Origin of the sequence: Janthinobacterium sp. SUN118, assembly GCF_030397695.1 — a bacterium.
Taxonomy (GTDB): domain Bacteria; phylum Pseudomonadota; class Gammaproteobacteria; order Burkholderiales; family Burkholderiaceae_D; genus Janthinobacterium.
The window spans coordinates 2,350,851-2,363,002 of the sequence record NZ_JAPUBV010000001.1 but is presented as its reverse complement, the minus strand read 5'-3'; the positions used below and the strand labels follow the sequence as shown (position 1 = coordinate 2,363,002).

The following is a 12,152-nucleotide window of genomic DNA, read 5'->3' as shown; positions in this document are numbered from 1 at the left end:
CATGCCAACCCACCTCGCCCCACCGCTGCTGCCGATGCAATGGAGTAGCGCTTATATATCCTACTGGACGCCGATGCAGGAAGACGACCAGGTCACGTCCGGCTATTGCTGGTTCGACTATGCGCGCAACATCTGCCGCATCGATGGCCTGTTCAACCCCTGGTCGGAAAAGGAACATGGACACCTGCTGTGGATGTCGGAAATCGGCGACGCCAGGCGTGAACAAAGCCGCAAGCAGAAAGTGGCATACGCAAGGCAAGCCGAGGCCGCTGGCGAACAGCTGCACGGCACGGCGCTGGCCGATGAAGTGACGCCGTTCCAAGACCTGTTCCTGCCGCAAGCGATCCTGCTTGACGGCGCGGCGCGTCACGATGGCCGCCACACCGTGCTGGGCCAGGAGGCGGACGCCTGGGTAGTCGAGCGGGCGGGCAAGGCCTCATCGGTCTTCTACCTGGAGGCCGGTGGCAACCGCCTGCTGCGCATGGTCACCGGCAACGACCCGCAGCACCTGTCGGTACGCGACTTTCCCAACCTGTTTGTCGGCGACATTCCGGACAGCGTTTTTACGTCTTGTGACACCTGACCAGGTCGTGGCGCGCACAACGGCCGCATGCGGCCGGGGCGCGCGCCACGCCTGGCAAGTGTTTTAGTCTTTACTCTCGAAGGATATTGCTATGCCGTTGGTTGTATACATTCTGGGCTTGACGATCTTCTCGTTAACGACATCCGAATTCATGGTAGCGGGCATGATGCCCTCGCTGGCCCTGGCCATGGACGAACCGGTGACACGGATCGGCTATCTGATTTCGCTCTACGCCATGGGCATGGTCATCGGCGGGCCGCTGAGCACCATTGCCCTGCTCAAGCTGCGCGTGCCGAATAAAAAGGGGCTGCTGTGGCTGCTGGGCTTTTATGCCCTTGCCCAATCCGTCGCCGCATCGGCCACCAGCTACGACATCCTGGCCATCGCGCGGGTGGTCACGGGCGTGGCCGCTTCGACCTGCTTTGGCCTGTCGCTGGCGATCTGCGCCGACATCGTCAGCGCCAACGCGCGCGGGCGCGCCGCCGCCGTCGTGATCGGCGGGCTCATGCTGGCGTCCGTGCTGGGGGTGCCGGTCGCCACGCTCATCGACCAGCACCTGGGATGGCGCGCCAGCTTCTGGCTGGTGGTGCTGCTGGCGCTCTTGTGCATGGCGCTCATCGCCGTGCTGGTGCCGCGCACCAAGCCATCTGAAGTCGTGAGCCTCGGCAATGAACTGGGGGAATTCAGGAACCGCCACCTGTGGGCAGCGTATGCCAGCAGCGGCCTTATCATTGGCGCGATCTTCGCGGCCTTCAGCTACTTCGCCACCATCCTGACGGAAATTACCGGCTTCCCCGCGTCCGCCATCCCCTGGCTGCTGGGCATCTACGGCGTCGCCAACGTGGTGGGCAATGCCGTGGTCGGCCGTTATGCGGACCGCTATACCACCATCATCATGGTCTGGGGCATGGTCATCCTGAGCATCAGCCTGGCGCTATTCGCGGTCTTTGCACACGACAAGACCATCAGCGTCGCCTTGCTGGTCGTCACAGGCCTGGTCGGGATGTCGATGAATCCCGCCATCATCGCCCGCGTGATGAAAACCGTCCATCCAGGCCCGCTGGTCAACACCGTGCATACCTCCGTCATCAACATCGGCCTGGGCGCCGGCTCGTGGCTCGGCGGCCTCGGCATCGCCGCCGGCTACGGCTTGCGCTCCCCACTGTGGGTCGGTGTCGCGCTGGCCGTGCTTGGCCTCATCAGCTTGCTGCCTTACCTCGGACACAGATCGCGCGATTCGGTGTTGTCGCATTAATAGCTGGCGGCGCGGTTGGCATTGCCAACCGCGCGTCACCCTTATTTCAGACTTCGCAGACCGCGCCGTCCTGCACGGCGCGGGCAGGTCCGCATCACACCAGAAAATCGATGCTTCCGACGGCCCGCAAGCTGCTTCGTAGTATTGGACGGTGGCCACAATGTAGAACTTCATCAATTCTAGAGTGCCCGTCCGCCACGGCTGAGTAGCAGATACCCAAACAAATGGGTCCCTCCCACTTCATGGCCCAACCTTGCGACGCTAGTGCACGCTCTTCATCAACACCAGCACGATGAACACGCAAAACACGATGTTGGCTACCAGCAGCAGCATGCAAGTGCGCCACAGCGCGCCCCATTTGCCCAGGTTATAGGTGCCGCGTAGCTGCAGAAACATGTGCAGGGGCGGCGCCAGGCACACCAGCAATCCGATCAGCCAGCCCTGGTTGAGTATCGATAGCGGTATCAACACGGTAAACAACAGGGACATGAAGCACAGCGAGTACAGCACGAACACCGCATGCTCGTACATGGTCACGTCGCGTTTCCAGAAAAACATCAGCCACATGAAGGGCAGCGAGATCGGGATCAGCAGGAACGAGAACTTGTAGATCGTGTTTTTGAGCTTGTAAAACGCCAACTCGGGATTCTCGGCGGCATGACGAAAGGTGTTTTCCAACTCCGGAAAACTGGCGTTGGGATTGGGCGGGCTGGATGCGATCTTGGAGACAGTCTTGTCGAACCAGCCGGGTTCTCTCAGTGCAATCGCCTCCTCGCCGTTCGCTTTTTCTGGCGATACGACGTACAACAGGCGTTGCTCGGCTTCGTGTTGCAGCTTGCGCGAAACGGCCAGCGCCTTTTCGACGCCAGCGACCCCAGTATTGGCCTTGCGGGCCTCATCCAGCGCCCGCTCATTGCGCTCGACCCGGAGCTTGGCAGACGCGGCGTGGTTGGTCAGCGAGGCGATATTGGCGTCGCGGCCGAGAAGCTGGCCGTTGCCGAACGAGGTGACGAAGAAGGTCAGGAAGACCATGAACAGGAACAGCGCCAGCGGCGACACATAGTTCTTGCGCTGGCCGTCGATGTAGCGGCGCGTCAGGCGGCCCGGAAAGGCCACCAGCAGCGGGAGCGTCTTCCAGGCCTTGGCGTCGAAGTGCAGGATGCCGTGCACGACTTCTTCGGCCAGGTGCAGCAGCGAATGGTGTATGTGGGCCGACTGGCCACATGCCTGGCAAAACGCGCCGCCCAGCGGCGCCTGGCAGTTGGCGCAGTTCGCAACGGGCGCGGCACTGGCCCGCTGCGGCGTTTTATCGCCCTCGATCTCGCTGGCCGTCACACCTGCCATCGTCAGGGCGCCGGCCGCTTTCAAGTCACTCATCGCGCATCTCTCACCAGGAAAATGGCTGATTGTGCAACAAGGCGCCTGTATGTTCAAGTAAATACTGGCTAGAACGGCGATCGCCACGCTGGCGAACGGTGCCGCCACGGCTGGCGCCGCCAGCAGCCGCACGGCCAGGCCATCAAGCATGCCTTCGAGCACCGCCCGGCGCTGCAGCGCTACGCCAGTTCGGACAGCCTGCCCAACGACAACAACCCGGTCGAGAGCGCGATACGCTCCATCGCCATCGGCAAGAAGAACTGCCTGGTGGTGGACGCCGAGCGGTCGGGCCGCCGTGCGCCGCGATCCAGCGCCTGTTTGCCATTGCCAAACTCAACGGACTCGATCCAGCACGCCGGCTGTCTGACACCGTCACGCAGCTCCCGTCTTGCCCCAACGGCAGGATGGATACACTGCTACCGTTCGCGGCCATGGCGCGTACCGACCGTGCACCATCGGGCACGCATCAAACAGGACACTTTGGCGCCGCGTCTCCGGCTGCAGGTCCATCAGCATGATTCCGGCCTTCCTGTACTTGAACATCGCGAAAAATGATGGGCAGGCCGTGCAGCACCGCTCCGGCCAGCACGCGCTTATCGGCGCTCGGCTCGGCCAGGGGATGGCGATGCCGTTGCTCACCTCGCCGCTCTTGTCGAGGCCCAGGTGGCCAGTCATTTCGGCCTCCAGGACACGCTCCACCAGCATCTTGGCAAGCGGCCTGAGCAGGTCATTTTCACCGATCAGGTCCTCGGCTTTCTGCTGGCGGGCCGGCAGGCTGGCATCCAGTTCGAGCAGCTCAAGGCCGGGCCTGGCCCGCTTGTTACGCTTTGCTACGGCCATTGTGTCTCCTTGATCGCGGCCGTATCCCGCGAATGACCATTTACATAAAATTATTAATACCCTCCTGTGTCAGGATAGTTGTGGCGTTACCTGATTTACCGTAGGATTGCCGCATTTCTCCTTCCCCCAATACATAAAATTTATAAAAGAAAGCATCCTTCAAGGCCAGCCTACCCTCATTTCACATGGCATACTGATTGAGCCCGATCGCGATTGCTTACCAGACAAACAGGACTTCCTGCGCTGGCGGTTTTACATCGTGCTTCCAAATACACCGCGACTGAAATCGCCGACCAGAACACAATTTATGCGAAAAATAATGCGAAAACCTCATTCCATGATTATGTTTATCATGTTGGCCAGCTTGGCCATGCCTGTATTGTCGGCGGATAAGCCACTATCTTTGCCAGAGCGCTTGGCTGCCGTTCGCACGACGATCGCAATCGATCATGGAAAGATGGTTGGTTCTGGCGCGGCAGCATTGATGGACGCGGGCCTGGACAGCCAATTCGTACTCATCGGCGAGGATCATGGCGTCGCAGAAATTGCGCATTTTTCGGCGGCGTATTTTGAAGCATTGGCAAGTCGGGGATTTACGACGCTGATTATCGAAAATGGGCCGGCCGTTGCTGATGCTTTGGCAAAGACATTGAAGTCCGATACTGGCGTTGCTGGCATAGCAGCATTTAATACGGCATATCCGGTCGCTACTGCTTTTTACAAATGGCAAGCTGAGGCGCAATTCTTGGCCCGTATCGCTAAAGCTGCTGGGCCATCGTTCCAATTAGTAGGAATGGATCAGGAACTCATGGGCGCTTCGAAATATTTGCTCGACCAAATGGCTGGGCAACCGCTCAGTCCCTTGGCGAAATCAAAAATCGAGGCCTTCCGCAAGCTTGAAAGCGACTACTATAGCCGAGCGTTGGAGAACGGCGACCCGCGTGAGCTTTTCATGATGAAAATCAAGGAAGAAGAATTGGTCGCGCTACAGAAGCTGCTCACGACACCTGCGGAAATACCCGCCTTGACGATGTTAAATTCGTTGCTTGAAAGCCGCAGCATTTATCTCAAAAACATGACTCCGGGACAAGCGTATTCGTCCAATATACAGCGTGCCAGACTAATGAAGCAGCTTGTGGCCAGCCATTTGACGCTTGCGCCTGCGCAGCGAATGTTGCTGAAAGCCGGCGCAGTTCATGTATTCCGGGGTTATAACTCGCTTGCTGCAGGTAGCCGGGAGATCGGCAATTATTTGGCTGAATATGCGGAAGGCCGCGGACAAAAATCGCTGCATGTGTTGGTGCTGGCATCCAAAGGCCAGCAGGCGCAATTTGCTGGCATTGGGCGCGCGTCGGCCATAACAGAAATCGAAAAAATCGATACCAAGTCCTCCATGGCTGGCGTAATGCCCTTCTTTGCCGCGGCGAATGGGCATAAGGAATGGTCATTGTTCGACGTGCGCCCCTTGTTAGGCTCGGCTAACACCCTGGCGAATGGAAACAGCAGCGTCCAAGGCATGATTCAGGGCTACGATTTTGTACTAGTCATTCCCGATGGGAACGCAACGTCGGACCTGTGACAATATCGCCATCGGCCAACCGCAGCCGATCCTGCCTCATGGTCGTTCGATCTGAACCAAGACGATTTCACCAAAGGCGATCCAGGTAACTTGCGCCCATGGAAAAGACTACAGGGATTGGCATGACTTTGGGGCAGATCGTCGCCGACCTTGCGATCCCTCAGCGTCAAGGCACAAGCGTTTGAAGGAAATGGGCGTATGCCGACCTGATTTGACGTCGGCTAAGCTTGCCGAATGTTTTACATGCGCTCGAGTAAACTCTCGGCGCTGGTGCAAGGCCCAAAATAAACTACACAGGCTAATTACACAGGCACAAAAAAGCCGATCACCTCACGTGTCGGCTTTAATCTAAGCATTTGATTTCGTAGAGAATTCTTGCACTTTTGACCTTGTTCACATGCAGTGGGCGCGCTCGCGCGAGCATGCCGATATGACTGGCATCGCCAGTTTCGCCCCCCGCCCGCTACAGTTCAACTATGGCAGCGCAGCCTCCGGCTGCCGCTCATCGTGCGGATCGATGAGTCACAGCGCGTGGCAAGCTGGGCATCGACGGGGAAATCGTATACGGCCCGCTGAGCAGCTTCTGCCTGCGTGGCTGCTTGCCTGGATACTGGCATTACAACCATGCAAGGCTGCCCCTCCAGTTGCCCCATTCGCCAGGCACTGATCAATCCATGCAGACCGACGCGCAACTCCAAGCTGCGCTCTATACCGTGGCCTGCGTTCGCGGACAACCTTACCCGACACCAGACCTGGCCTGCATATCGCGGGGGAACGGCGTCCGAAGCGCCCATTCGGCGTGTCCAGCGCAGCCATGGCCCCCACTGACAGGGATGCGTCCCCTCCCCTGCACACATCAAACCAGATCACAGGCCTTTGCCAGCGCAAACAGGTGGGCTTGACCACAACCTGCCGGGGATATCACGGCGGACTCTTTCAAACATGGAAACACAACTATTAGTCAAAATATGATGATGAATTTGAGATTTTATTTCCCCATGTGCCATGATTTTCAAATTAGCGTTGAAAAATTATTCAAAAATAAATTTGACTTTTTTAGTAATTAAATAGCTTCAAAATGCAAAAAAAATCCCGCCACTCCTCGAAATAGCTGGTTTTCGCCACGACTCCCGCTCCATCTATCGTGCCTTGTCGCACACATCTTGTACGAAATACCCGCGCGCAAAAAAAATGTCGTTTTTTTTCTACAACTTACATTTATTTTTTATCTACTATTAGTTACTGCAAGAATGAAACTTACTAATATGAAAGTAATGACGTGTTTTCTTTTTCGAACTAACCATTAAAAAAAACACACTTAAATATCATTATGGATATAGTTTACCAAGTCCAACATTTGCTGGACGACATGTTATTCGCACCGATCCGGCGCGCGCTAACCATCAAAAACTATCACCATAGGGATGAACATGAATCACTCTGCCTACCGATTTACTTTGCCTGACATCGATGCCGGCTCCTCACTTTACAAAAGTCTGGCCGGCGCCGTGTTTTGCTCGCTTACTACCCTGGCCCCCGCCGTGCACGCCGATGTAATTGATTTCGAAGGACTCGGCAATGACCTGATTTTCAGCGGCAGCAGCATCGAACAGCGTGGCTTGCGGCTCAGCGGTTCCGACTTCAATGGTTCCAGTGGAGCGCTGGTAGGCGCCGTCATCGACGGCAGCGACAGCGGGTTTTGCAGCGCTCTCAGCTGCCCTGCGGGCAACGCCGGTAATTACTATGGCAGTTTGAACGACGGCATACTCGGCATTCATGGCTTACAAGGCGGCAGTACATTCAAGGTACAGAACTTCGACGCCAGCTTTATTGGCAGCGGCGGCAGTCTTCCTGTGCTGGCCGGGCGCCTGGTCGTGCAGGGTTTCTATGGCAATGGCCTGTCTCTGTCACAAACGTTCGACCTGGCCGGCCCCGGCAAGAATGGGCTATCTTTTAAGCAATACAGTTTCAATAGCGCCATGAGCGCACTCAGCTTCAGTGGCATGCAAATGTTTGCCCTCAGTTGCGATTCAAGCGGCGCGTGCAGCGGCCTTGGCAACAATCAGGGACAGTTTGCCCTCGACAATCTTAACTTCAGCATCAGCGCCGTGCCGGAACCATCGACCTACGCGATGCTCTTGCTGGGCCTGGCAGGCATCGCTGCCGTCGCACGTCGCCGCGCCTGATTCAATCCATACACCGAGGATAAACCATGCAATTACGCCCTGTCTGCCTTGCCATCGCCGTGCTGCTTTGCAGCACATCCAGCGTCAACGCCGCTCCTTCTGACGGAGATGACGTACGTCGCTCATACATCGTGCAATTGAAAGCGGAACCACTGGCCACCTATACCGGCGGCATCGATGGCTTAGCCGCCACCAAGCCCGCTCCCGGCGAGCGCCTGGATATCAACAGCAGCAATGCCCAGCAATATGCCAGTTACTTGGAGGGAAAACTCCAGGCCGTTCAAGCCATCGTGGCCGACGCGCCTGTCCAACATCAGTACGTGGCCGTGCTGAACGGCTTTGCCGCCATGCTGACGGATAGCGAAGTGCTGCAATTGAAAGCCAGCGACGATGTCGCCAGCATCAAGGCCGATGTGACACAAGCGGCGCAAACGGTTAGCACACCCACCTTCCTGGGGCTGGACCAACCCGATGGCTTATGGAGCAAGCTGGGCGGGCGCGCGCACGCGGGCGAGGACATCGTGGTTGGCATTATCGATAGCGGCGTCTGGCCGGAAAATCCTGCCTTTGCCGACCGCATCGACGCCAGTGGCGCACCGACCTTTGACCCAGGCGCTACGCTCGCCTACGGCGTGCCGCCGGCCAGCTGGAAAGGCATATGCCAGACGGGAGACGGATTTACAGCCGACCACTGCAATAATAAACTGATAGGTGCACGCTATTTCGACAGTACCTTCAGGGCGAACTACCCTGTCATGCACTGGAGTGACTTCCGCTCGCCCCGGGATTCGCTGGGGGATCCCGTTGGCAAAGGCGGCCACGGCACTCATACCGCCACTACTGCGGCTGGCAATAGCCTGGCAGGCAGCGGCCTTATCAATATCTCGGGCATGGCGCCGCGCGCGCGGATATCCACCTACAAGGTATGCTGGACGTATCCAACGGCAGCTGTTGCAGGCAAAAATACATGCTATGGCGCCGACTCTGTGGCTGCAGTCGAGCAAGCCATCATCGACGGCGTGAATGTACTTAACTTCTCGATCAGTGGTGGTGAAAAAATCGATGACGTTGTGGAGCTGGCTTTCTTGCGTGCGGCCAGCGCAGGCGTGTTTGTTGCCGCTTCGGGCGGTAACAGTGGGCCGTCCAACGAAGTCGCGCATGTCAGCCCATGGTTGATCACGGTGGCGGCATCGACGCATGATCGGGGTCCGGGCACTGCCAGCGTGCTATTGGCCGATGGCAAACAATATCAGGGTGCCTCAGGCAATGTCGCCGCACTGCCCCAGAAAACGCTGATCCGCGCGGAAGATGCAGGCCTGGCCGGTGCCGACGCCGTCAAGCTGGCGCGTTGCTACAGCAGCACGGAAAATGCCGGGGTAGCCCTGCTCGATCCGGCCAAGGCGGCAGGCAAGGTTGTCGTGTGCGCACGCGGGGCGAATGCCCGCGTGGACAAGAGTTATGCCGTTCGGGAAGCCGGCGGCGTGGGCATGGTGATGGTTGACAATGGTGCCGGCCTGGTCGCGGAAATACACGCCGTCCCTACGGTGCACGTGACTGCTGCGGACGGCGCACTGATCCGTACTTATGCCGGCACCGCCAACGCGGCTGCCGCCCTCTCGGCGGCCAGCTTCGGTAAAAACCCGTCGGCCTCCCCCGTCGTCGCCGATTTTTCCTCGCGCGGACCCAACAGGTACGACGGTAATGTGCTCAAGCCCGATCTCACCGCTCCGGGCGTCAATGTACTGGCGGGCTACACGCCAGGCATGACGAAAGCCGAGCATGCGTCCATCGTTGCCGGCACCATCGTGCCGCCAGCCAGCTGGCAATTCTTGCAAGGCACCTCCATGTCCAGCCCCCATGTGGCCGGTCTGGCCGCCCTGCTGCGCCAGCAATACCCTAGCTGGTCTCCTGCCGCCATCAAGTCGGCGCTGATAACCACGGCCAGCGCCACGCATGCCGATATCCAGGAGCGCGATGCGCGCGGCATCCTGCCTTTCGGCCAAGGCGCAGGTCACGTCGTTCCAAACCTGGCGTCCGATCCTGGTCTGGTATACGACATAACGCCAGCCGACTATCAGAAATATGTCTGTGAAATGGGTATCGGCAAAGGTTGCACAGCAGTCGACAAGGCAGGCCTGAACCTGAACCTGCCGTCGATTTCCGTGAGCAATGTGTACATTCGGCAAACCGTCAAGCGCACGGTGACCAATGTGGCTACCGCTGCGGCAACGTATGTCGCCAGCGCGTCGCTGAACGGCTACGATGTGCTCATCGTACCGGCCAGCCTGAGCCTTCAGCCTGGTGAAAGCAAGTCCTTCGACGTGACCCTGACGCGCACCAGCACGCCAACCAATACCTGGCAATTCGGCGCACTGGAATGGAGCGATGGCCAGCACAAGGTACGCAGCCCCTTGGTGGCACGCTCACAGTTGCTGGAAGTGCCGGCCTTGATCAGCTCGGACAAACCCGCGGCTACCCGTTTGCTGGGCGTGACCAGCGCCATCAGCGGGCCCATGACGGCAGCCATTGCCGGGTTCAGCGAAGTCAAACGCATTCCGCTGACGCTCACCCAGGGAATTCAGGCCGACTTGGCGACCGTAGTCAGCAATGTAGAGGCATGCGTCGCCAAAAGCGCAGGTACCTTGCTGGTGCCGTTTGTCGTCAGCACCGGCACGGCCGCGGTACGCTTTGAAACGTTTGACCGCGATACTGGCACCGGCAAAGGCGATGACATCGACATGCTCATTCTGGACAGCAATGGCGTACGCCAAGGTTACAGCGGTCGATCGAGCAGCAATGAAAGCCTGACGATCAGCAATCCAGCGCCGGGCAGCTACAACGTTTGCCTGGTTGGCTACAAAATTGCCAATGGCGTCTCGACGAACCTTTCCCTGTCCCAGGCCATCGTCAAGCGCGGCGACGTCGGCGGCAACCTGAAAGCGGGCGCTCCGGGCCAGGTCTATGCCGCAGGCAAAGCGACCGTGGGCCTGAGCTGGTCCGGTCTCGACGCCGGCAAACGCTATCTGGGCGCGGTGCAATGGCTGGACAGCAAAGGCGTCGTGGCGGGCACCACCGTGCTGGCCGTTGACCCGAAAAATGCGCCCATCATCCCTTAAACTAGCTGCGCGCCGCAATGCCTGACCGCCATCGCGGCAGTTTGGCATGAGCCCGGCGGTATGCCTGCAATGGCGTACCGCCGTTTTACCTTCTATCCGAGCTTTTATTTCGCCTACGACAGAGCACAGTTTTCCTACATGCATGCCCTCCAAAACCAGCTCATGTGGAATGAAATCCTCAAACAGAAAAAGCCACCTCAAGTGTGGCTTTCCAGGATATTTCGATAACACTTTCCAATTAAACTTAATCCCGCTATCCGCCGGCTACGATGCCTTCAATTTATCGCGTTGCCCAGCGATCGCTTGGCTCAAAGTAAGAAAGGCGCCGATGAAATCATGCATCATCAAGTGATTGTTTGAAAGGAAATTCAATTGGGTATGAATTGGGTCCAATTGTTCAAGATTACAGCTATCAATAGTTTCAATCAACTCATAGCAAAATTTATCAAGAATTATTTTTTGCTTTTCTCTCTCGCCCATGATATTCCTTATTAAGAAAATATCAGTATGCCCGAAAAAAAACCCGCTATGCAATATGCCAATAGCAGGCCTCGAAATTTCCGGGCGCAACAAGGCATCAATGGTCTCAGCTTCAGGCCCGGCATGCCACACCAGAGAACACCGTCGCCTGCCCGCGCACTGCTTCATAAGCGCGACCGGTGCCGGCAGGACACACATCATTAAGCGAGTGATCCAGCGACAAGCGCGCCACCTTGGCCGGGCTCACGTCGGCAGGCAAGGAGCGATGTCCTGCCTTGGACTTCACCATCCCGCCCCAGGAGTCGAACAACGCAGGGGAGCTGGTGACGGCAATGTGGCCATGCAGGGGCGCCACGGAACGGTCGACACCCCTCGCGGGCACCGGCACGCCTATGGGCAGCTGCTGACCGAAGCCAAAGTTGATTCAAAGCTCATCCAGCGTTGCATGCACCACAAGTCAGCTTTCCGTCCTGCTTTTGATGCCGACGATACCTATCGCGACGATAAACAGTCTGAAGGAATGGAAAACCAGGATGTGCGCATTCCTGGCGAGATAGGGCATTGCTTGCTCCACGACTTTCAAGGCATTGGCAAATTTGGCAAAATTCAGGAATTATCAATTTCCGGAAATGCCCCCGACGCTACCTTTTAAAAAATGACCGGAGGGTCATCGTTCAGGATGAGTATTCTTAATTTCCCATTCGGCAAGTATCGAAGGCATGGCGTACAGGGAGCG

At 57.7% G+C, this 12,152-nt stretch carries 9 protein-coding genes and 1 pseudogene; 7 read left to right on the top strand and 3 right to left on the bottom strand.

The features are described 5' to 3' along the window. The first annotated feature begins 1 nt into the window (after position 1). Positions 2-583 carry a violacein biosynthesis enzyme VioE gene (gene vioE, locus O0880_RS10610; RefSeq protein ID WP_289886382.1) on the top strand — a complete coding sequence of 194 codons (582 nt, stop codon included), beginning with the start codon at positions 2-4 and terminating at the stop codon, positions 581-583. Between the two features lie 91 nt (positions 584-674). After that, positions 675-1,838, top strand: coding sequence for an MFS transporter (locus O0880_RS10605; protein ID WP_289886380.1), 1,164 nt, complete (start codon positions 675-677; stop codon positions 1,836-1,838). A 261-nt stretch (positions 1,839-2,099) separates the two neighbouring features. Here O0880_RS10605 and O0880_RS10600 read toward each other — a convergent pair whose 3' ends face one another. Further along, positions 2,100-3,365, bottom strand: coding sequence for a DUF3667 domain-containing protein (locus tag O0880_RS10600; protein ID WP_289886379.1), 1,266 nt, complete (start codon positions 3,363-3,365; stop codon positions 2,100-2,102). Between O0880_RS10600 and O0880_RS10595 the strand changes: the two genes are divergently transcribed. Next, entirely contained in the window at positions 3,357-3,770 is a 414-nt protein-coding gene (locus O0880_RS10595) for a transposase (protein WP_289887340.1), read from the top strand. The two genes, O0880_RS10600 and O0880_RS10595, sit on opposite strands and share 9 nt — an antisense overlap. Positions 3,771-3,845: 75 nt before the next feature. On the opposite strand, the pseudogene O0880_RS10590 reads toward O0880_RS10595, so the two are convergent. Further along, positions 3,846-4,055, bottom strand: a pseudogene (locus O0880_RS10590) (IS256 family transposase); the annotation flags it as partial. A 106-nt stretch (positions 4,056-4,161) separates the two neighbouring features. Here O0880_RS10590 and O0880_RS10585 point away from each other — a divergent pair. From O0880_RS10585 to O0880_RS10575, 3 genes are all read left to right on the top strand, one after another. Beyond that, positions 4,162-5,634: a hypothetical protein gene (locus O0880_RS10585; protein WP_289886378.1), complete on the top strand. Its 1,473-nt coding sequence runs from the start codon at positions 4,162-4,164 to the stop codon at positions 5,632-5,634. Between the two features lie 1,430 nt (positions 5,635-7,064). Further along, positions 7,065-7,820, top strand: a complete 756-nt coding sequence (locus O0880_RS10580) for an NF038120 family PEP-CTERM protein (protein ID WP_289886377.1) — start codon at positions 7,065-7,067, stop codon at positions 7,818-7,820. 26 nt (positions 7,821-7,846) lie between these two features. Beyond that, a complete protein-coding gene (locus O0880_RS10575; protein ID WP_289886375.1) occupies positions 7,847-10,936 on the top strand; it encodes a S8 family serine peptidase in 3,090 nt (1,029 codons plus the stop codon). Between the two features lie 264 nt (positions 10,937-11,200). Here O0880_RS10575 and O0880_RS10570 read toward each other — a convergent pair whose 3' ends face one another. Beyond that, on the bottom strand, positions 11,201-11,617 hold the full coding sequence (locus O0880_RS10570) for a hypothetical protein (RefSeq protein WP_289886374.1): 417 nt from the start codon (positions 11,615-11,617) through the stop codon (positions 11,201-11,203). 64 nt (positions 11,618-11,681) lie between these two features. On the opposite strand from O0880_RS10570, the gene O0880_RS10565 reads away from it, so the two are divergent. Further along, the gene (locus O0880_RS10565) at positions 11,682-12,068 is read left to right on the top strand and encodes a hypothetical protein (RefSeq protein WP_289886373.1); all 387 of its coding nucleotides are present in this window, start codon (positions 11,682-11,684) and stop codon (positions 12,066-12,068) included. The last annotated feature ends 84 nt before the right edge of the window (positions 12,069-12,152 follow it).

Coding starts and splice junctions, on each gene's coding strand:
- O0880_RS10565 (WP_289886373.1), top strand. CDS start 11,682: ATGTCCTGCCTTGGACTTCACCATCCCGCCCCAGGAGTCGAACAACGC.
- O0880_RS10605 (WP_289886380.1), top strand. CDS start 675: ATGCCGTTGGTTGTATACATTCTGGGCTTGACGATCTTCTCGTTAACG.
- vioE (WP_289886382.1), top strand. CDS start 2: ATGCCAACCCACCTCGCCCCACCGCTGCTGCCGATGCAATGGAGTAGC.
- O0880_RS10575 (WP_289886375.1), top strand. CDS start 7,847: ATGCAATTACGCCCTGTCTGCCTTGCCATCGCCGTGCTGCTTTGCAGC.
- O0880_RS10570 (WP_289886374.1), bottom strand. CDS start 11,617: ATGATGTGTGTCCTGCCGGCACCGGTCGCGCTTATGAAGCAGTGCGCG.
- O0880_RS10580 (WP_289886377.1), top strand. CDS start 7,065: ATGAATCACTCTGCCTACCGATTTACTTTGCCTGACATCGATGCCGGC.
- O0880_RS10600 (WP_289886379.1), bottom strand. CDS start 3,365: ATGCTTGATGGCCTGGCCGTGCGGCTGCTGGCGGCGCCAGCCGTGGCG.